Origin of the sequence: Mesorhizobium sp. M7A.F.Ca.US.002.01.1.1, assembly GCF_004022955.1 — a bacterium.
In the GTDB taxonomy this organism is placed as follows: domain Bacteria; phylum Pseudomonadota; class Alphaproteobacteria; order Rhizobiales; family Rhizobiaceae; genus Mesorhizobium; species Mesorhizobium ciceri.
In genome coordinates this window covers 1-19407 of sequence record NZ_RZQE01000063.1, presented here as the reverse complement: position 1 = coordinate 19407, position 19407 = coordinate 1, and the positions used below count along the sequence as shown (strand labels likewise).

At 64.5% G+C, this 19407-nt stretch carries 18 protein-coding genes and 2 pseudogenes; 8 read left to right on the top strand and 12 right to left on the bottom strand.

Annotated features, from left to right (window positions below):
• Positions 1-240, bottom strand: a pseudogene (locus tag EN932_RS09645) (N-acetyltransferase); the annotation flags it as partial.
• Positions 241-393: 153 nt separating this feature from the next.
• A complete protein-coding gene (gene odc2 / locus EN932_RS09640; protein ID WP_013529754.1) occupies positions 394-1527 on the bottom strand; it encodes an ornithine/lysine decarboxylase in 1134 nt (377 codons plus the stop codon).
• Positions 1528-2067: 540 nt separating this feature from the next.
• Between odc2 and EN932_RS09635 the strand changes: the two genes are divergently transcribed.
• The 4 genes from EN932_RS09635 (at position 2068) to EN932_RS09620 (ending at position 6114) form a co-directional block, all read left to right on the top strand.
• A complete protein-coding gene (locus EN932_RS09635) occupies positions 2068-3264 on the top strand; it encodes an amidase (RefSeq protein WP_127385244.1) in 1197 nt (398 codons plus the stop codon).
• 2 nt (positions 3265-3266) lie between these two features.
• Positions 3267-4166: a LysR family transcriptional regulator gene (locus EN932_RS09630; protein WP_024502714.1), complete on the top strand. Its 900-nt coding sequence runs from the start codon at positions 3267-3269 to the stop codon at positions 4164-4166.
• Positions 4167-4255: 89 nt separating this feature from the next.
• Positions 4256-4924, top strand: coding sequence for a DUF1007 family protein (locus tag EN932_RS09625; RefSeq protein WP_027161413.1), 669 nt, complete (start codon positions 4256-4258; stop codon positions 4922-4924).
• Positions 4921-6114: a nickel/cobalt transporter gene (locus EN932_RS09620; RefSeq protein WP_063173033.1), complete on the top strand. Its 1194-nt coding sequence runs from the start codon at positions 4921-4923 to the stop codon at positions 6112-6114. The genes EN932_RS09625 and EN932_RS09620 overlap by 4 nt, the downstream gene beginning before the upstream one ends.
• A gap of 25 nt (positions 6115-6139) precedes the next feature.
• Here the strand turns inward: EN932_RS09620 and denD are convergent, their stop codons facing one another.
• From denD to EN932_RS09600, 4 genes are all read right to left on the bottom strand, one after another.
• Positions 6140-7117 carry a D-erythronate dehydrogenase gene (denD, locus tag EN932_RS09615; protein WP_127385243.1) on the bottom strand — a complete coding sequence of 326 codons (978 nt, stop codon included), beginning with the start codon at positions 7115-7117 and terminating at the stop codon, positions 6140-6142.
• 16 nt (positions 7118-7133) lie between these two features.
• Positions 7134-7346, bottom strand: coding sequence for a hypothetical protein (locus EN932_RS09610; RefSeq protein WP_013529748.1), 213 nt, complete (start codon positions 7344-7346; stop codon positions 7134-7136).
• 89 nt (positions 7347-7435) lie between these two features.
• On the bottom strand, positions 7436-8404 hold the full coding sequence (locus tag EN932_RS09605; protein ID WP_063168938.1) for a cation diffusion facilitator family transporter: 969 nt from the start codon (positions 8402-8404) through the stop codon (positions 7436-7438).
• Positions 8405-8414: 10 nt separating this feature from the next.
• Positions 8415-9101: a GNAT family protein gene (locus EN932_RS09600; RefSeq protein WP_127369688.1), complete on the bottom strand. Its 687-nt coding sequence runs from the start codon at positions 9099-9101 to the stop codon at positions 8415-8417.
• Between the two features lie 83 nt (positions 9102-9184).
• Between EN932_RS09600 and EN932_RS09595 the strand changes: the two genes are divergently transcribed.
• Both EN932_RS09595 and EN932_RS09590 read left to right on the top strand, forming a co-directional pair.
• Entirely contained in the window at positions 9185-10369 is a 1185-nt protein-coding gene (locus EN932_RS09595) for a pyridoxal phosphate-dependent aminotransferase (protein WP_024502719.1), read from the top strand.
• A gap of 152 nt (positions 10370-10521) precedes the next feature.
• Entirely contained in the window at positions 10522-10896 is a 375-nt protein-coding gene (locus EN932_RS09590; RefSeq protein ID WP_013529744.1) for a YciI family protein, read from the top strand.
• A gap of 101 nt (positions 10897-10997) precedes the next feature.
• Here EN932_RS09590 and EN932_RS09585 read toward each other — a convergent pair whose 3' ends face one another.
• From EN932_RS09585 to EN932_RS09575, 3 genes are all read right to left on the bottom strand, one after another.
• Entirely contained in the window at positions 10998-11753 is a 756-nt protein-coding gene (locus tag EN932_RS09585) for an SDR family oxidoreductase (protein ID WP_013529743.1), read from the bottom strand.
• A 257-nt stretch (positions 11754-12010) separates the two neighbouring features.
• Positions 12011-12748: a tellurite resistance TerB family protein gene (locus EN932_RS09580; RefSeq protein WP_013529742.1), complete on the bottom strand. Its 738-nt coding sequence runs from the start codon at positions 12746-12748 to the stop codon at positions 12011-12013.
• 115 nt (positions 12749-12863) lie between these two features.
• Positions 12864-13784: a rhodanese-related sulfurtransferase gene (locus EN932_RS09575; RefSeq protein WP_127369681.1), complete on the bottom strand. Its 921-nt coding sequence runs from the start codon at positions 13782-13784 to the stop codon at positions 12864-12866.
• 311 nt (positions 13785-14095) lie between these two features.
• Between EN932_RS09575 and EN932_RS09570 the strand changes: the two genes are divergently transcribed.
• A complete protein-coding gene (locus tag EN932_RS09570) occupies positions 14096-14734 on the top strand; it encodes a 2-dehydro-3-deoxy-phosphogluconate aldolase (RefSeq protein ID WP_127369680.1) in 639 nt (212 codons plus the stop codon).
• A gap of 87 nt (positions 14735-14821) precedes the next feature.
• On the opposite strand, the gene EN932_RS09565 is transcribed toward EN932_RS09570, so the two are convergent.
• The 3 genes from EN932_RS09565 to EN932_RS09555 all read right to left on the bottom strand — a co-directional run bounded on the left by EN932_RS09565 (position 14822) and on the right by EN932_RS09555 (position 18961).
• On the bottom strand, positions 14822-15013 hold the full coding sequence (locus EN932_RS09565) for a hypothetical protein (RefSeq protein WP_127369679.1): 192 nt from the start codon (positions 15011-15013) through the stop codon (positions 14822-14824).
• A gap of 176 nt (positions 15014-15189) precedes the next feature.
• The gene (locus tag EN932_RS09560) at positions 15190-17016 is read right to left on the bottom strand and encodes a DUF882 domain-containing protein (RefSeq protein ID WP_013529738.1); all 1827 of its coding nucleotides are present in this window, start codon (positions 17014-17016) and stop codon (positions 15190-15192) included.
• A 409-nt stretch (positions 17017-17425) separates the two neighbouring features.
• Positions 17426-18961 (bottom strand): sigma-54 dependent transcriptional regulator, encoded by a 1536-nt coding sequence (locus EN932_RS09555; RefSeq protein ID WP_013529737.1) that lies wholly within the window; start codon positions 18959-18961, stop codon positions 17426-17428.
• A gap of 175 nt (positions 18962-19136) precedes the next feature.
• Between EN932_RS09555 and EN932_RS09550 the strand changes: the two are divergent.
• A pseudogene (locus EN932_RS09550) lies at positions 19137-19407 on the top strand (oligoendopeptidase F); the annotation flags it as partial.

Here is a 19407-nt window from a genome sequence, read left to right as displayed (position 1 = left end):
GCCCAGCCTGACGTCCCACAGCCGCACGGTGCCGGCGACGCCGCCCGAAGCATCGCGGGCGACGAAGGCCAGGCCTTCCGAGGGCCGCCGGCCACGCCGCAGCTTCTCCGACGACTTTTTCCTGCGCTTCGGCCCCATGGCCCGATCGAGCAACGCCTCGCGCGCCGCAACATCGGCGGCGGTTTCGGCAACCATCACAAAGGCCGGTGCGTGGCCCCCAATTTCAACTGGCATTTCCATTTCCGTAATCCCTGGCGAGCGGAGATCTGTTCCACAGGCGAGCCCGGGTGGACGAAAGTCGCCCACCTGGGATGATCTGATCGGCTCTCTCAGCGCATTTTCAGGCGAAGTTGTGTCCGGTTCGCCGTTCGAAAATGCGCTGAGCAAGCGCCGTCAGATCACGTAGGATCGGAGAGGCTCGAAGCCGTTGAAGGCGACCGCCGAGTAGGTGGTCGTGTAGGCGCCGGTGCCTTCGATCAGCACCTCGTCGCCGATGGTCAGCGACAAAGGCAGCGGATAGGGCGTCTTCTCGTACATCACGTCGGCCGAATCGCAGGTCGGGCCGGCGAGCACGCAAGGTGCGGTCTCCGTGCCGTCATGCGCGGTGACGATCGGGTAGCGGATCGCCTCGTCCATCGTCTCGGCCAGGCCGCCGAACTTGCCGATGTCGAGGAACACCCAGCGCACATTGTCGTTGGCGGCCTTCTTCGAGATCAGCACGACTTCCGACTTGATGACGCCGGCATTGCCGACCATGCCACGGCCCGGCTCGATGATGGTCTCCGGAATGGCATTGCCGAAATGCTTGCGCAGCGCCGAGAAGATCGCCTGGCCATAGGCCTGGGCGGCCGGCACGTCACGCAGATAGCGCGTCGGGAAACCACCGCCCATATTGACCATCTTCAAGACGATGCCTTCCTCGGCGAGCGTCGCGAACACCACCTTGGCGTCGGCCAACGCACGGTCCCAGGCGGTCAGGTCGGTCTGCTGCGAGCCGACATGGAACGACACGCCATAGGCGTCGAGGCCGAGCCCCTTGGCATGGCGCAGCACGTCGACGGCCATCGCCGGCACGCAGCCGAACTTGCGCGACAGCGGCCACTCGGCGCCCTCGCCATCGGTCAGCACGCGGCAGAACACGCGCGCACCGGGCGCGACGCGGGCGATCTTCTCGACCTCTTCGACGCAATCGACGGCGAACAGGCGGATGCCGAGCTGGTAGGCGCGTGCGATGTCACGCTCCTTCTTGATGGTGTTGCCGAAGGAGATGCGGTCCGCCGGCGCACCAGCGTCCATCGCCATCTCGACTTCGGCAACGGAAGCGGTGTCGAAGGACGAGCCCATCGCAGCAAGCAGGCGCAGGATTTCCGGCGCCGGGTTTGCTTTCACCGCATAGTAGATCCTGGAATCGGGCAGCGCCTTCTCGAAGGCGCGGAAATTGTCGCGCACGACATCGAGGTCGACGACGAGGCAGGGGCCGGTCGGACGTCGGGTGGCGAGGAAGTCAAGGATGCGCTGGGTGGCCATCGGGGTCTCTCCATCAGCGCCTTTCGGCGCGCAATAAGGCTGCGGGACGCGGGCTGTCGGCCTCGCGAACTCGCGGTGGACAAAGGCGGGACGGAAATCCATGGAACCAGCCGGTGGAGACCCCGGAACCATGAAGCGCCGTCTCGCGGCGGTGAACCTTGGCCTTGCCCGGCCTCGGTTCGCTTTGTCTGCCTTGGCTTGGATGGGAGACCCGTCCGCACTGCCGGCAATGAAGGTGTGCCTCTTCAGTAACCCCGGTTTTTGGACAACCGGCAGAACACCAGAAAGGCCCGCACCGTCGTTGCTTCAAGGTGTCCTCGGGCTGGCGGTTGGCCGCTAGACCGACTGGAGGGGTTGGCTCCAGTTACCTTACCGATTTCCCTCACCATTCGAGGATCGGCGGACACCCACAGGCACGTGCGACTTTGGGCAAGCGCGATATAAGGGCGAAGACTTTCACAATCAATAAAAATCGTATCGCAGGTTGTAAAATTTCTGGCGTCGAACAATGTTGCGGCAACCGTATCCGGATATCGAACGATGACAGGCACGCACGGCCCTCTCAACGCCTTTCTCGATCTTCGCCAGATGCCCGTGGCACATGCCCAGCTTGGCCCGCTGGCCGGCCTGCGGCTGGCCGTCAAGGACATATACGACGTCGCCGGCTACCGCACCGGTTGCGGCAATTTGCAAAAATTCGCCGAAAGCCACGCAGCCTCGCGCACCGCACCCGCCGTGCAGATGATCCTCGATGCCGGCGCACGCTTCGTCGGCAAGACGCAGACCGACGAGCTCGCCTTCGCGCTGTTCGGTCAGAATGCGCATTTCTCGTTTCCGGTGAACCCGGCGGCACCCGACCGCGTCACCGGCGGCTCCTCATCGGGGTCGGCGGCGGCGGTGGCGGGCAGGCTGGCCGATATCGCCACTGGTTCCGACACCGGCGGCTCGATCCGAGCACCGGCGAGCTTTTGCGGACTGATCGGGCTGCGCACCACGCATGGCCGCATTTCGCTCGACGGCACGATGAAGCTGGCGCCGAGCCTCGACACGTTCGGCTGGTTCGCCGACGACATCGAGACCTACGAGACCGTCGGCAAGCTGCTGCTCGGCCGCGATCCGCACCAGCACGTGTTGGACCGGCCGCTGGCGCTGGATTGGCTGGACGGATTGGTCGCCCGCCCGGCGCTGGCCGAATATGCCGGAATGAAGGGGCTGGCGGGCGCGGTTTTCGGCGCGCCGGCGACGCCGGCAATCCGCTTCTCCTCATCTCCCGATGAACTTTACTGGTGCTTTCGCCGGCTGCAGGCCAGGGAGGCCTGGGCGGTGCATGGCGAATGGATCACCAGCGGCGAGCGCGACCTCGGCCCCGGCGTCGAGGAGCGATTCGGCTTCGGCCGCGCCGTCGACGACAAGACAGCCCAGGCCGAGAAGGTGCGGCGTCTGACCTTTCGCGGCGAACTGAGCGCCCTGCTCGGCAAGGACGGCTTCCTTGTCCTGCCGACGGTGCCTGGTCCGGCGCCTTACGTGGACAGCACGCCGGAGCAGTTCCAGGCCTATCGCGAACGGGCGCTCCAGCTTCTGTGCCTGGCCGGCCTGTCCGGTTTTCCACAGATCACACTGCCCGTCGGCTCGGTCGCCGGCGCCCCGTTCGGCCTGTCGCTGCTTGGCCCTTCCGGCAGCGACATTGCCCTGATACGGCTCGGCCGGAAACTTCTCGACGCGGCACGAAAGGCCTGACCATGGACACACTGACGCGCATGCGTGCCTTCATCGACGTGGTCGAGGCCGAGGGCTTTTCCGCGGCGGCGCGCAAGATCGGCCGCTCCAAGGCCTTGCTGTCGAAATATGTGCGCGAGCTGGAGGACGAACTCGGCGCTTTGCTGCTCAACCGCACCACGCGCCAGTTCTCGATGACCGAGGCCGGCCACACGTATTACCGGCGCGCCTCGGAGATCGTGCGCGAGGTCGACAGCCTGGCCGACGCGGTGCGCGAATCCTCCGGCGACGTGCGCGGCCGGATCAAGCTGTCGGCGCCGCGCACCTTCGCCGACGCGCCGATCGGCCAGTCGCTGATCGACTTCGCCAAGCAGCATCCAGACATCGTGCTCGACATCCAGCTCGACGACCGCTTCGTCGATCTGGTCGAGGAAGGCTTCGACCTTGCGGTGCGCATCTCGCGGCTGGAGAACTCGTCGCTGATCGCCAGGCGTCTGGCGCCGTTTTCGATAAAGCTCTGCGCCTCCCCCGAACTGATCGCCAAGCATGGCACGCCGACACGGCCGCAGGATCTCAGCCGCATGCCTTGCATCGTCGACACCAATGGCCGCGGACTGAACAACTGGCCGTTCAAGGGCGACAATGGCGATCCGGTCAGCGTTTCGGTGTCGGGTCCGATCGAGGTCAACAGCCCGATGACGGCGAGAGCCGCGGCCGTGTCCGGGCTGGGATTCACCGTCCTGCCGGATTTCATTGCCGCGCCCGACCTCGCGAGCGGCCGGCTGGTGTCGGTGATAGATGACCGTATCCTGTCGGGCGGCGGCATCTTCGCCGTCTACCCGCACCGCCGCTATCTGCCGGCCAAGGTCCGCGTTTTCGTCGACTTCCTGGTGCAGTGGTTCAGGACGCGTGAAGTTGCCTGACCCACTTCAGCCGAGCAGCGGTCCCAATTTCGCCCCCTTTCTGGTAACTCTCGGCAACTCTTCCGAAGCCTAGGGAATCGCGACCGAGAATGCACCTGAAACGGCACGCAATCATGCTGGCTTCGGCCTTGGCGGCTAGCTTTGCCGCCACTGGACCCGCTTACGTGCATCCACACGTCTTCGCCGAGGCTCGCCTCGATGTGATCCTCTCCCCGGATCACCAAAGCGTGAAGGCTCTGCGTCATCTCTGGCGCTTCGACGACCTGTTTTCCTCGACGGTGATGATGGAGTTCGACAAGAACTCCGACCTGAAGCTCGACGACAAGGAGCTGAAGGAAGTCGCCGACACCGTTCATGCCTCGCTGGCGGAGTTCAATTACTTCCAGCTCGTCACCGTCGACGGCAAGGACGTGGCGATGACGCCGCCGCCGCATCTGATGGCCAATTTCGACAACGACCAGCTGATCATCCTGTTCGAGTCCGAACCGAAGGTGCCGATCAAGCTCAACGGCAAGATCGATATCGGCGTCTACGATCCGACATTCTACACGGCGATCGACTTCACCGAGGACTCCAACATCACGGTCGAAGGCCTGCCCTCGAACTGCACCAGCAAGGTGGTCCGTCCCGACCCCGACGAGGCCATCAAGGAAAACCAGAAGACCCTCACCGATGCCTTTTTCAACGATCCGACCGGCACCGATATGAGCAAGATCTTCGCCACCAAGCTCGAACTGACCTGTCAGCCAGAAGGATGAAGCCGGTGACGAAACCGTCCCTGCGTTTGGCATTCGGCCTGTTGGCCCTCACAGTCGCCATGATGCATTTCGCCGACGCCGCTCATGCCCAGAGTTCGCTCGGCATCGGCGTCAATGACGGCATGGCGCCCACCACCGGCCCGTTCGCCCATATTCTGATGTGGATCAATCTCAGGCAGCAGGAATTCTACCGCGCGCTGGCAACGGCGATGAAGGCGATGCGCCAGGACGGCAGCAAGATCTGGATACTCGTCGGCCTGTCCTTCGCCTACGGTATTTTCCATGCCGCCGGCCCCGGTCACGGCAAGGCGGTGATCTCGTCCTACATGGTGGCCAATGAAGTGGCGTTGCGGCGCGGCATCCTCTTGTCCTTCGTCTCGGCGCTGCTGCAGGGCCTGACCGCGGTCGCGGTGATGGGGGTCGCCTATTTCGTCCTGCGCGGCACCTCCGTCTCGATGACGGACGCAGCCTGGTTCATGGAGATCATGAGCTTTGTCTTCGTCACCCTGTTCGGCGCCTGGCTGCTGTGGCGCAAACTCGGTCCTTCCGTCCTGCGTCTGTTCGGCAAGGGCCCGGCCTACAGCCTGTCGGCGGCTCATGCCGGCCATTCTCACGCCGGTCATTCTCACGGGGGTCATTCGCACGGCGCGCATTCGCATGCCGGCCATTCCCATGCAGCTCACAGCCATTCGGCGCATGCCCATTCGCACGCGCTGCACGCGCATGACCATGTGCACGGCCCTTCGCACGATCATCACGATCATGCCGAACACGATCATGCTCATCACGATCACGCGGCCGGCGAAGTCTGCGACACCTGCGGCCATTCGCACGCACCCGATCCGGCGCTGCTGTCGGGCGACCGCTTCGACTGGCGCACGGCCTGGACAGCGGTGGCGGCGGTCGGCATCCGCCCCTGCTCCGGCGCGCTGATCGTGCTCAGCTTCGCCCTGCTCAACGGCCTCTGGCTCGGCGGCCTGCTGTCGGTGCTGGCAATGTCGCTGGGCACCGCCATCACCGTTTCGGCACTGGCGACGCTGGCGGTGACCGCCAAGAACTGGGCGGTCTATTTCGCCGGCGACGGCCGCATGGGCAACCGCATCCACTCGATCGTCGAGATCGGCGGCGCCGCCTTCGTGTTCCTGTTCGGACTGCTGCTGCTGTCGGCAAGCCTGGCGAGCGGCGGATGATGCCCGGCGCCACGAGGGTCGGAGTTTAACCCGCGATCTTGCCGCCGAGCTCATCCTCGATGTGAGCGCGGATGATCTCGTCAAAACTCTTTTCGGCGCTGAAGCCAAGCTCCCGCGACCGCTTTGCCTCGAAGCGCGTCGGCCAGCCCTTGACGATCGCCCAGATCGTGTCATCCGGAACCTCGCGGATCAGGCCTGCCGCCTTCGGCCCGGCGATGCGTTCCAGCGCCTCGATCTGCTCGCCGACGGTGACGGCGACGCCGGGCATGGTCAGATTGCGGCGTGGCCCGACAGCGCTGCCGTCGATCCCCGCCGCATGGATCAGGAAGTTGACCGCCGAGCGCGGGCTGGCATGCGTGTGCACGACCGAGCGCGGCACCGGCAGGATCGCCTCATGGCCGCTCAACGGCTCGCGGATGATGCCCGAGAAGAAGCCGGACGCCGCCTTGTTCGGCTTGCCCGGCCGCACGCAGATTGTCGGCAGCCGGATGCCGATACCGTCGAAGAACCCGCGCCTGGAATAGTCGGCCAGCAGCGCTTCGCTCATCTGCTTCTGGGTACCATAAGAGGTCAGCGGCGTCGGATGGAAGTCATCGGGAATGACGTCCGGGAACGGCGCGCCGAACACCGCGATCGACGAGGTGAAGACGACGCGCGGCGCAAAGCCCGCCACCCGGATGGCATCGAACAGGGCGCGCGTGCCATCGAGATTGACGTGGTAGCCGAGATCGAAATTCGCTTCCGCCTCGCCCGACACGATGCCGGCAAGGTGGAACACGACGTCGGGGCGCGATGCGACCAGGCGCTCGGTGGCACCCGCTTCGGCGAGATCGCCGGTGTGCAGCGTGACGCTGACGCCATCCAGGCTCGGCGCCTGTGGCGGCACGATATCGTGGAGATCGAGCGCGGTGATCTTGCCCCCGCGCAGCGTCCCGTCCTTGGCCAGCCGGGCGATGAGCTTGCGGCCGACCATACCCGCGGCGCCAGTGATCAGAATGCGCATGTCGAAGATCCCTTGCCTATTTACCCTGGTTTTTGCGCTGGTTGCGGGCGCGCAGCCAGAACACCGAGAAGAACGCCAGCACGAAGACGATGCCAAAGGCGCCGGCCAGCACGGTGGAAAGGCTGCCGAGTGCCAGCATCACGGTCGGCAGATAGTAGGCGCCTATACCGAACAGCAGCATGATCCACGCGGCGGCGATGACCGCGTTCCTGGTGTCGCGGTCCATCATGCCGCGTCCGGAGGATGGGCGTTCGTCAAGCTGGTTTTCAAGGTTTTGCAACTCCTGAGGCAGGACGATCGACATCGATCGATCCGGTCCTAGTGATGGTGGTCGTGGTATGCAGCCGCTTCATGCTCGTGCCCGTGGTCGTGCTCGTCGCCATCGTCGGCGCATTGGCCGAATTCCGGTTCCACGGTGGCATGGCTGATGCCGTGCTCGCTTGCAAGCCGCTTCTTGACGGCACTCACCGCCTGATGCGCATCGACGCCCTCGTCGAGACAGGCATGCAGCGTCGCCATATTGCTGGTCCCGTCGAGCGACCAGACATGCATGTGGTGCACTTCGCGTACGCCGTGGATCGTCGTCTGGATATCCCTGGCGATCAGATCTCGGTCGAGGCTTGGCGGCACGCCCTCGAGCAGGACATGGGCGGCCTCCCGCATCAGCGACCACGCCGTGTAGAGGATCAGCAGTGAAACCAGGACCGACAGGATCGGGTCGATCGGCGTCCAGCCGGTCGCCAGGATGACCAGCGCCGCCGCGATGGCCGCCGCCGAGCCGAGCAGGTCGCCAAGCACATGCAGGATGGCGCCGCGCATGTTCAGGCTCTCGCGGTCGCCACCATGCAGCACGAAGAACGAGCCGAGGTTCACCAGCAGGCCGAGGATCGCCACCACCAGCATCGGCCCGCCAAGCACCGGCGCCGGCGCCTGCAGGCGTCCCCAGGCCTCATAGACGATCCACAGCGCGATGACGAAGATGGCGATGCCGTTGGTATAGGCCACCAGCGTCTTGACCCGGCCGAAGCCATAGGTGAGGCGAACGGTCGCCGGCCGGCCGCCAAGATGAAACGCATACCAGGCAAGGCCGAGCGCGATCGAATCGGCGAGCATGTGGCCGGCATCGGCCAGCAGCGCCAGCGAGCCCGTGAGGATGCCGCCAAGCGCCTCGGCGACCATGAAGCCGCCGGTCAGGCAGGCTGCGATCAGAACGCGTTTCTTGTCGGTCGAGCCATGCACATGACCAGGGCCGTGACCGTGCCCGGTGTGATCGTGGGTATGTGCCAATAGTGAACTCCTAAGCGCCGAATTCCGCGCGAAAATCCTCGAGCCGTCGCTTCTGCCGGCCGTCGCCATCGAAATTGGCCGGATCGAACCACGCCTCATAGGCACTGCGCAGCGCCGGCCATTCCTTGTCGATGATCGAATACCACGCAGTGTCGCGGTTTTCACCCTTGACGATGAGATGCTGGCGGAAAATGCCTTCGAACTTGAAGCCGAACCGCTCGGCCGCCCGCTTCGATGGCTCGTTGCGGTTGTTGCACTTCCATTCATAGCGGCGATAGCCGAGCCCGTCGAAGATGTATTTCATGAACAGGAACTGCGCTTCGGTTGCTCCCGGCTTGCGCGAGATGAGCGGTCCCCAATAGATGTTGCCGATCTCGATGACGCCGTAGGCCGGATCGATGCGCATCAGCGTCTGGCGTCCGGCGACCTTGCCGCTGGCCTTGTCGATGACAGTGAAGAACAGCGGATCCTCGCTGGCTTCGACTTTGTCCAGCCATGGCTGGAAGGCGGCGCGGGTCTCCGGCGGATAGTCGGGCAACCAGGCGAAGCGGTCGTCGATATCGGACACGGAGGACGCTTCATAGAGGCCGTCGCCGTGTTTTGCAGCGCTCAGCGGTTCAAGCCGGACGTATCGACCGTCGATGGTCTTGCGTTCGGGCCGCGGACGCGGTTGCCAACCCTTCAGATTTTCCGACACCGAATGCTCCAATCCGTTTGACTTTTGCGGGCTGAGGCTCACAAAAACGCGACCCAACAGCAAGAACCACACGGACGGGAAAAATGCTCCACACGATTTCGGCCTTCGACCGCCTTGGCGAGGAAAACGCCTTCGCCGTGCTTGCGAGGGCCACAGCACTTGCCCAACAAGGCCGCGACATCGTCAATCTCGGCATCGGCCAGCCCGACTTCAAGACGCCGCAGCACATCGTCGAGGCGGCGATCAAGGCGCTGCGCGACGGCCATCACGGCTACACGCCGGCCAATGGCCTGCTGGCGACGCGCGAGGCGGTGGTGCGCCGCACGCTGACCACCACCGGTGTCGAGATATCGCCCGAAACGGTGATGATCCTGCCCGGCGGCAAGCCGACCATGTTCGCCGCGATCCTGATGTTCGGCGAGCCCGGCGCCGAGATCCTCTACCCGGACCCCGGCTTCCCCATCTACCGCTCGATGATCGAGTTCACGGGTGCGGCACCCATTCCCGTGCCGATGCGCGAAGAAAACGGCTTTGCCTTCTCGGCCGAGGAGACGCTGGCGCTGATCACCTCGAAGACCAGGCTGCTGATCCTCAACTCGCCCGCCAATCCGACCGGCGGCGTCACGCCTCGCGCCGAGATCGAGAAACTGGTCAAGGGGCTGGAGGCGCATCCGCAGGTCGCCATCCTCTCCGACGAGATCTACGACGTCATGACCTATGATGGCGAGACGCATTGCTCGCTGCTCGGCTTTCCCGAAATCCGCGACCGGCTGATCGTGCTCAACGGCTGGTCGAAGACCTGGGCGATGACCGGCTGGCGCATGGGCTGGTCGATCTGGCCGAATGGCGACAAGGGCGCCCATCTCTACGACAAGGTGCGCAAGCTGGCGGTCAATTGCTGGTCCTGCGTCAACGCGCCGAGCCAGTTTGCCGGCATAGCCGCCATCGACGGCCCGCAGGACGACGTCGACGAGATGATGCGCGCCTTCGACCGCCGCCGGAAGATCGTCGTCGAGGGACTGAACGCCCTGCCCAACATATCCTGCATCACGCCCAAGGGCGCGTTCTACGCCTTCCCCAACGTCTCGAAGACCGGCTGGAAGGCCAAGAAGCTCGCCTCGGCGCTGCTCGACGAGGCCGGCGTGGCGCTGATCGGCGGCCCCGATTTCGGCATTCTCGGCGAAGGCTATATCAGGCTCTCCTACGCCAATTCCGAGGAGAACATCCTGCGCGCGCTGGAGCGGATCGGAGCATTCCTGGCGAAGTAGGCTTCAAAGCAGGCCGGTGGCCTCTTTCCGGATGGTTGCGGCTGGCGACCATGATGGTGTCATGATCTGTCCGGACACGCACGGCCAAGGCTGGGCGGGCGTGTCGGGAACCGCTACGCTCCCTGGATCAGGATCGAAGCAGGTGACATAAAATGTTCTACGCAATCCTTGCCTATCACGTGGAAGATGCGATCAAGGCGCTGACGCCGCAGGAAGATGCAGCACTTATGGCCGACCTGCTGAAGATCAACACCCGGCTTCATGAGGAAGGCACGCTGGGGCCGTCCGCGCGTCTGGGCGCAACACAGGATGCCATCACCCTGCGCGGCCCGGGCGACGGTGTGATCATCGACGGTCCTTTCGCCGAAACCAAGGAACAGTTGCTCGGGCTCTATGTCGTCGACTGCGCCACGCGAGACGAGGCCATCGCGATCGCCCGCGACCTTCGCCGCGTCAATCCCACCGCCGTTTACGAGATCAGGCCCATTCTGCTGTTCAAGCCCGGCGTGCCGCTGGCCGGGAAATAAAACCATCCGGCTGGGTCCCCGCTGCTTCGCAGCGTCCCAGCGTTCGCCGGCCTTTCATCGTGCCACTGGCACGATGAATTCGCTTACGCGAACCGGGCTGCTCACCCACGCCCGACAAACGGCATCTTGGTCGCCATCACGGTCATGAACAGCACGTTGGCGTCGAGCGGCAGGCTGGCCATGTGGACGACGGCGTCGGCGACGCGCTGAACATCCATCACCGCTTCGGCTGCGATCGAGCCATTGGCCTGCGGCACACCGACCGTCATCGGCTGCGCCATGTCGGTCAGCGCATTGCCGATGTCGATCTGGCCGCAGGCGATGTCATAGGGCCGGCCGTCGAGCGCCAGCGTCTTGGTCAGTCCGGTGATGGCATGCTTGGTCGCCGTGTAGGGCACCGAGCCTGGGCGCGGCGCATAGGCCGACACCGAACCGTTGTTGATGATGCGGCCACCCATCGGCTTCTGCTTGCGCATGGCGCCAAAGGCGGCACGGGCGCACAGGAACGAACCGGTGAGGTTGACGCCGACGATATCGTTCCACACTTCGACCGGTATCTCGTCGATCGGCGTCGATTTGTAGCCCATGCCGGCATTGTTGAAGAGCAGGTCGACACGGCCGAAGGCCGCCGCCACGGTCTCGAACAGATCGTCGACCTCGCCTGCCTTGCTGATATCGCAGGCAACCGCCAGGGCCTTGGCGCCGGTGGACCCGGCCTCAGCCACGGCTGCATCCAGCACGGATTTGCGGCGTCCGCAGAACACCGTGTTCCAGCCGGCCTTGAGCAGCGCCGTGGCGACGCTCTTGCCGATGCCCGTGCCGGCCCCGGTGACGATGGCGGTTCTTTGCTCGGTCATGGCTATTGTCCTCCGGCAGCGCTGCGCTTGCTCGACTGATTTTGGGGGGTTGGCTCGAAAAGGAAGGCATCGCAAATGACGGCGGCGATGGCAAGCGTGTCCATCCGGCCGGACCGACAAAAAGGGCGGCCATTGGCGACCGCCCCTGATCTGAACCGGGCTTGGGAGGAGGAAAAGCCGATCCGACTGTGTTGAATGATGCGCTTGCTGGGTTAATGAGCGGTTAACCCGGAAAGTGCCCCCTGTGCCGTTTTGGCCTACCAGCGCGGATTGGGTGACGTCCCGGCCTTGGCCGGCACCTTGGCCGCCGAAACCGTCGCCTCGACATGGTCGACCAGCGCGTCCGGCAGGCCGAGCCGGCCGGCGAGCAGATCGAGATAACCGCGCTCGGCGCGTGTGTCGGGATCGATGGTCAGGCGCGACGCCGTGTAGAGTTCGAGCTTCTGCGCATCGGTCTTGGCGCCGGCCACCAGCGTGTCGAGGTCGAGCGGGCTTGCCAGCTCCGCCATCAGGAACTTTTCGGCATCGGAGCCTATGCCGGCCAGGCTGAGCTTGCCGGCGATCTTCTGGCGCTCTTCATCGTCGATATGGCCATCGGCTTTCGCCGCCGAGATCATCGCCCGCACCAGGGTCAGCGTGAATTCGTCCTCGCCTTGCGGCGCCTGCGACGGGTGGAAGGGGGTATCCTTGGGCGGCGGCAGCAATTCCGGTTGGCCGGCCGCCGGTGCTTCCGCGGGCGCGTTGCCGGCCTTGTAATTCTGGTAGGCCTTGTAGGCGAGGCCGCCGATCGCGGCCAGTCCGCCAAGCTTCACCGCGGCGCCCGTCACGTTGCGGCCAGTACCGGTTCCGAGCAGCACCGCGGCCAGCGCACCGGCGGCCAGCGGATTGTCCTTGGCCATCTGCACGGCCTGCCCCGCCTTGTCGCGAACGGTGCCGCTGGTGCCGGGGATTTGCGAGCCGAGCAGATCGTCGAGAAGCTTCTTGGGATCGAACATTCAGTGCCTCCAGGATTTGCCCGGCCAACGGGCGGGTTTCGAACGTCGAAGACGTAGGTCCCGAAACTTGAGATTGCAATGACAGGCAGCCGCTTTGCAGCAGCACGATGCTGGATCAGGAGCCGATATGCGGCCCCCTGCCCCGCGCCTGCGCAAGCTCGACCTGGCGCTGGCGCTCGGCATAACGCTGGCGGTCCTCGTCCGAACGCGCATCGAAGCAATGCGGGCACGAAATACCGGCAGCGAATTTGGGCGATGTCAGCTCGCCCGGCGTCAGCGGGTGGCGGCATGCGCGGCACAGTTCCGCGTCACCCTCGGCAAGACCGTGCGACACCGAAACCCGCTCGTCGAAGACGAAGCACTCGCCTTGCCAGAGGCTCTGTTCGGCCGGAACCTCCTCGAGGTATTTGAGGATACCGCCCTTGAGATGGAAGACATCCTCGAAGCCGAGCGATTTGACATAGGCGGTTGCCTTTTCGCAGCGTATGCCGCCGGTGCAGAACATCGCAACCTTGCGGCCTTCGAGCTCCGCCCGGTGCGTTTCCACCCAGGCCGGGAACTCGCGAAAGCTTGCGGTGGCCGGGTCAATCGCACCCTTGAACGTGCCGATCGACACCTCATAGGCGTTGCGCGTGTCGATGATGACAGTGCCGGGCTGCGAAATCAGAGCGTTCCAGTCGGCCGGCGCGACGTAGGTGCCGGCACTTTTCGAAGGATCGATGTCATCGACACCCATGGTGACGATCTCGCGCTTCAGCCGCACCTTCATGCGATGGAACGGCATGTCCGCGGCCGCGCTGTACTTGACCTCGAGTCCGGCAAGCCCTTCGATGGCTTCGAGATACGCGATCAGTTCGGCAATTGCCGTCTCGCTGCCGGCGACGGTGCCGTTGATGCCTTCATGCGCCAGCAGCAGCGTTCCCTTTATGCCGCGCCCGCAGCAGAATGCGGCGAGCGGCGCGCGCAGTTCTTCGAAAGCGTCGAGCCGGGCAAACCGGTAGAGCGCGGCGACGCGAAGGGGTGGAAGTGATGTCATTGCCGAAGCCACTAGACGCTCGAGCAAGCCGATTCAAGGCAAAGCAGGCATCCTGTTCGGCGGGTCGCTGGCGCAAATCTGCACCATGGGCGAATTTGTACCATAGCTGAGATCAGGGAGTCAAGAAAAAATTCCTATCCTGAAAAGCCACCGGGGCAAAAGCTGTCGGCACCATCGAGCCGGCAGCCACCCTTGTCAACTTGGGCTTGGCGAGTATGGGCGACGCGTGACATCGCGACACGGCCGGTTTCGTGGACAGGAAAACGGCCTTCTGCTAATCGGTTGAATTGTCCCACGCCACGGAGAGACACATGCCCAGCAAGACCGAAAAACTTCTGTCGCTCCTCAACGGCCAGCCCGTCATCCCGGTGCTGAAGATCTCCGATGTCGCCAATGCCGTGCCGCTGGCCCGCGCTCTGGCGCGCGGCGGCCTGCCTGCGATCGAGATCACGCTGAGGACCGCCGACGCGCTGGAAGCGATCCGGCGGGTCGCTGGTGAAGTCGAGGAAGCCATCGTCGGCGCCGGCACCATTCTCGATGCCAGGCAGTTCGAAGAGGCGGCTGCCGCGGGCTCGCGCTTCATCGTCAGCCCCGGCATCACCTGCGAGCTTCTGTCGGCAGCCGCCGCCAGCGATGTTCCGCTGCTGCCCGGTGCGATCACCCCCGGCGAGATCATGGCCGCGCGCGAAGCCGGCTTGCGCTTTCTGAAATTCTTCCCGGCCGAGCAGTCGGGCGGCATCGCTTCGCTGAAGGCCTTCGCCTCGCCGCTCGCCGATGTGAAATTCTGCCCGACCGGCGGCATCTCGGCCAAGAACGCGGCTGACTATCTCAGCCTGCCCAACGTGGTCTGCGTCGGCGGTTCCTGGGTGGCGCCCGACGACCTCGTCAAGGCCGGCAAATGGGACGAGATCGAAGCCTTGGCGCGCGCGGCGAGCAAGCTCGCAAAATAAGGCTTTCATGGCGGCATGGAAAAACCCGGCCGACTTGCGTCTACCGGGTTTCCGCCGGATGTTTTTTCCAGGCCTGCCTTGGCCGGATCAGTTGCAGACCCTGACTTCCCTGACCACCCTATGATGATGCTTCCAGGTCGTGACAACCTTGGTCCGGCAGTGCTTCTTCATGTGCATGTGATCGTGGGTCTTGACGACAATGGTTTCGGCCTGCGTAGGGGCGACGGCCGCCGAAGCGGTTGCCAACGCGATGACCGATGCCAGTAGAATCTTCTTCATGGGTATCCCCGGGTTTGAACGAACGAGGGAGAAACCGTTGACGGCCCGAGGCGTTCCACGATCACGGCAATGTCAGGCCGGTGTGATCGGAAGCCGGCGGGCCGCGCGACCGGATCCGGCCACGCAGCAAAAAGCCGCGCTGGTTGCCCGGCGCGGCTTTGTCGATTGGTTTGCCGTCATTTGGTCTGGAAGCGGGCTACCGACATGAACTTGACGGCGTTGCCGGTGAAGCGATTGGCATCGGCCACCTGGCTGCTCGGCTGGAAGCCAGCGGTGTAGACCTCGCTCGGCGGCGTGTGCACGATGCTGTAGGCGTAACCCGGCGCCGTCGTCGCGCTTGAAACGGTGGCGACCTGCTCGCCGCTGGTCAAGGCCCAACGGGCGGCCTGCGGTGCGGCTGCAACCACCATGGCCTTGGGGCCTGGCTTCAGGTCGCGGGCGGTGGCTCTCGATTCCTTGCGCGTCGTCTTGACGCCGGCGCCGATCGCGGCGGCCGGATCGGAACCGACTGGGCGGGCCACGACAGCATCGCGCGGCGATGCGGCGTTGGTGCCCGGATCGTTGAACGCCGAACGCGGCTCGGACCCGGACAAGGAAGCAAGCTGGTAATCGGCCGCACCGACCTGGGCATTGGCCTCGTCGAGCACGGCCTTGACCGCGTCCGGCCTGGCCATCTCGGGCCGCGCCGTCGGCAGCACCGAGAACGCATCGGTCGCGGTCTTGCCTTGGTCGGCCGTCTCGGCCAGCGCCATCAGCACATCCTTGCTGGGCGGCGCAGCCAGAGCGGCCGGCAGCGAATTGTCGGGACGCCATGTCGGCAACGGTATGTTGTTGACCGCGACCTGGGTCGCATCAGCCGAAGCCGTTGCATCGGCCATGCCGAAAGGAACGCTCGCCGGCGCATGCGCGGTCGCCACGGCCTGCTCGGTGGTGGCTGTCGCCTCCGCCATCGCGAAGGGAACATTCTCAGGCTGCTGCGCGCCGACATCGGCTTTCGGCCGCGGTGCGAAATCCGGCAGCGGAATGCTTCGGGCCGGCAATGCCGCGATGATCGTCTCCGGCGTGTCCTGTTCAGGCTCCGGAGCCTGCTGTTCGGTCACCTGCGGAATCTCGGCGCGCCGCGCATTCTCCGGCGCCACGATGGCGATGCCCGGGAGGTTGCTGGTCTTGGCCGCCGCTGCCGGCTTCAGGTTTCTCGCCTTGGGCGGGGGGGCGGCCGAAGCGGTCTCGACATCGGCGCTGTCATCGGCCTCGTCGTCGCCGCCGCCACCGAAGAAAGCCGACAGGAATCCACCCGATTTCTTGCTGCTGCCGCCGGCACTGGCCATCTCGATGGCCGGCGAGCCCGATCCCTTGCGCGCCTTGTAGGAGGCGAGCGCCTGCTCAAAGCCGGGCAGCGGCCTGCCGTCGCTCGGCACATGCAGCGTCTTGCCATTGGGGAACAGGGAGACCAGTTCCTGGCGGCTGATACCGGGCCAATGGCGCACATTGCCGACATCCATATGGACGAACGGCGAACCCGATGACGGATAGTAGCCGACGCCGCCGCCCTGCATCTTGAGGCCGATGTTGCGCAGCTTTTTCAGCGGCACGCCGGGAATATAGAAATCCATCGCCTTGCCGAGCATGTGCTGGCTCTTCTCGGCCACGCCCCTGCTGCGGCTGCGCAGCATCGAGTTCGTCGACGGCGAGCGATAGCCGCACACGACCTGGATGTAGTCCGTGGCACCTGCTTCCCGATACGCCTCCCAGACGAGATCCAGCAGGCGCGGATCCATCTTGGTCGGCTCGTTGCGACGCCAGTCGCGCAAAATGATGTTGATCTTGCGGAGACCCTCGGGAACGTAGCGGCCGTTGCGCTTGTAGACGATCTCGGCCTTCTCGTGGGTGTGGAGATGATAAAGCTTCAGCGACCGTGTTTCGGCGCTGGCTCCGCTCGCAGCCGCGGCAACAAAACCAAAAGCGACAACCAACACTGCCAGCCACTTCGGCCAGACGCTCAAATGATGGTGCCGCCTGTTTGTGTGTCGTTCGATTCTGTTCAAATCAAAAGGCCTTGCAGGCTGCCGTTTGTCCCCGGATTTGTCCAAACGGATGTGGCATTAGCACACCCGAATATCGATCCTAATGGTTAATCATCGCTTATTGAAGCCGAAATGCGGTAACACCGTGGCGATATCCCGTCAAAAATTGTTCACAAGGTTTCTTGGTAAACCGCTGGTTTAGATCAGATTTTCGCCTTCGCCCCGAACACGATCTGTTACCGTTAGCCTTAATGCGTGAACAGAGCTGTCCACGGGACAGCCACAATGCCGCTGAAACGGCGACACAAGGCCCGTTGTGGCATTGCAAGCTGGCGCCGGCCTTGTGGCAAAGCCGGAAGCCGGGCCAAAGCTCAGCCCGGCATCGCCCTTAGGAGGCGAGTCGATCGACGCGGCCTGTCTCCGGATCGATGCCGTGTTCCTTGAGCTTGCGATAGAGCGTCGAGCGGCCGATGCCGAGTCGGCGGGCGACTTCGCTCATCTGTCCGTTGTAGTGATCGATGGCAAGCTTGATCATCTCGAGTTCGACATCGGCAAGTGCCCGCACATTGCCGCGCTCGTCGAGCGCCCGCAACGTGCCGAAGCGAGGCTGCAGCCTTGCCGGCGGATCGAACGCGATTGCCGGGCCGCCCTCGCCGGGCAAGGCTTCGTCATCGCGCGCCTGCAAAGGCAAGGACGGCGACGGCGCGTCGCCATCCATATCGAGGTTGACGGTGCCTTCCACTTGCGCCCGGATCTGCGGGAAGTCCTCCGCGGTTAACATATCGCCTTCGCAAAGCACCGAGGCGCGAAAGACGGCGTTTTCGAGCTGCCGGATGTTTCCGGGCCAGTCATAGGCCTGCAGCACGGCGAGCGCTGCCGCCGAAATACCTTGCAGGCGACGGTGCGGGTCGGCCGGCGCGACCTTCTCCATGAAATGGGTGACCAGATACGGGATGTCGTCGCGGCGGTCGCGCAGCGGCGGCACGAAGATCGGATAGACGTTCAGCCGGTAGAACAGATCCTCGCGGAACTTGCCGTCCTTGACCTGCTGCAGGAGGTTGCGGTGCGTCGCCGAAATCAGCCTGATGTCGACCCTGACGGTCGAGCGCCCACCGACCGGGTCGACCTCGCCGTCCTGGACCGCGCGCAACAGCTTGACCTGCACGTCGAGCGGCAGGTCGCCGATCTCGTCGAGAAACAACGTGCCCGAATGCGCTTCGACGAACTTGCCGGTGTGCTTGTCGGTGGCCCCGGTGAACGAGCCCTTCTCGTGACCGAACAGGATCGATTCGACCAGATTGTCTGGAATGGCGCCGCAATTGACGGTGACGAAGGGTTTCGTGCGGCGGTCGCCACTGCCCTGGATGGCGCGCGCCACCAGTTCCTTGCCGACGCCGGACTCGCCCTCGATCAGGATCGGGATGTTGGATGCCGCCGCTTTCTGGCCAAGACGGATCACCCTGTCCATGGCCGGGCTGTGCGTGATCATGTCCTTGAAGGTCAGGAGGCCGCCGCGCCGGCGCGATGTGCGCTTGACCTCGCCCTCGACGGCCTCGACCTTGAGCGCATTGCCGATCGATGCCTGCAGCCTGTCGGGAGACGCCGGCTTGACGACGAAATCGAAGGCGCCATGACGCATCGCCGAAACCACGGTCTCGATTCCGCCCTGCGCGGTTTGCACGATCGCCGGCACGTTGATGTCGCGCTCGCGCATCGCCTTCAGCACGCCGATACCGTCGAGACCGGGCATGACCAGATCGAGGATGACCACCGACACCTCGCGGGCGCCGGGTCCATCGAGGATGTCGAGAGCGGCCGCGCCGCCGTCGACGACGATTGCGCTGTAGCCGAACCGCGTCACCGCCGCTTCGAGCAGCCGGCGTTGCACCGGATCGTCATCGACTATGAGTATGGAACCTGTCATGACTGGTGTGACTGCCCGCCCGAGGAATTCTGCCCTGTGGACCATCTTGGCACAGGGTTCTAAATAAGGTTTCAAAAAACCCGGTGAATGAATTCCTTAGGATTTGACCGGCTTCTCGTTTCTCCTTGAACCTTGGCCACGGAAGGTGTCGGCAATGCATAGGGATTCTGGGCACATGGTTTCCGCACGGCGGCTGGCGGCGCCGGCGTCGGGTCAAGGCGCGGCCGAGCTGGGCGACCTGCCGGAATGGAACCTTGCCGACCTCTATGCCGGCATGGACGCGCCGGAGCTGAAGCGCGACATCGCCAAGGCCGCCACCGATGCCACCAGTTTCGAGAGCCGCTGGAAGGGTACGCTGGCCGCCGAAGCCGAGCGCGGCAGCGCCGGCAGGCTGGGCGAGGCGCTTGTCGCCTACGAGGCGCTGGAGGAACTGATCGGCCGCATCG

Bases quoted from the DNA above. Each gene is read 5' to 3' on its own strand.
- odc2 (WP_013529754.1), bottom strand. From the start codon at position 1,527: ATGGCCACCCAGCGCATCCTTGACTTCCTCGCCACCCGACGTCCGACC.
- EN932_RS09635 (WP_127385244.1), top strand. From the start codon at position 2,068: ATGACAGGCACGCACGGCCCTCTCAACGCCTTTCTCGATCTTCGCCAG.
- EN932_RS09630 (WP_024502714.1), top strand. From the start codon at position 3,267: ATGGACACACTGACGCGCATGCGTGCCTTCATCGACGTGGTCGAGGCC.
- EN932_RS09625 (WP_027161413.1), top strand. From the start codon at position 4,256: ATGCACCTGAAACGGCACGCAATCATGCTGGCTTCGGCCTTGGCGGCT.
- EN932_RS09620 (WP_063173033.1), top strand. From the start codon at position 4,921: ATGAAGCCGGTGACGAAACCGTCCCTGCGTTTGGCATTCGGCCTGTTG.
- denD (WP_127385243.1), bottom strand. From the start codon at position 7,117: ATGCGCATTCTGATCACTGGCGCCGCGGGTATGGTCGGCCGCAAGCTC.
- EN932_RS09610 (WP_013529748.1), bottom strand. From the start codon at position 7,346: ATGATGGACCGCGACACCAGGAACGCGGTCATCGCCGCCGCGTGGATC.
- EN932_RS09595 (WP_024502719.1), top strand. From the start codon at position 9,185: ATGCTCCACACGATTTCGGCCTTCGACCGCCTTGGCGAGGAAAACGCC.
- EN932_RS09590 (WP_013529744.1), top strand. From the start codon at position 10,522: ATGTTCTACGCAATCCTTGCCTATCACGTGGAAGATGCGATCAAGGCG.
- EN932_RS09585 (WP_013529743.1), bottom strand. From the start codon at position 11,753: ATGACCGAGCAAAGAACCGCCATCGTCACCGGGGCCGGCACGGGCATC.
- EN932_RS09580 (WP_013529742.1), bottom strand. From the start codon at position 12,748: ATGTTCGATCCCAAGAAGCTTCTCGACGATCTGCTCGGCTCGCAAATC.
- EN932_RS09575 (WP_127369681.1), bottom strand. From the start codon at position 13,784: ATGACATCACTTCCACCCCTTCGCGTCGCCGCGCTCTACCGGTTTGCC.
- EN932_RS09570 (WP_127369680.1), top strand. From the start codon at position 14,096: ATGCCCAGCAAGACCGAAAAACTTCTGTCGCTCCTCAACGGCCAGCCC.
- EN932_RS09565 (WP_127369679.1), bottom strand. From the start codon at position 15,013: ATGAAGAAGATTCTACTGGCATCGGTCATCGCGTTGGCAACCGCTTCG.
- EN932_RS09555 (WP_013529737.1), bottom strand. From the start codon at position 18,961: ATGACAGGTTCCATACTCATAGTCGATGACGATCCGGTGCAACGCCGG.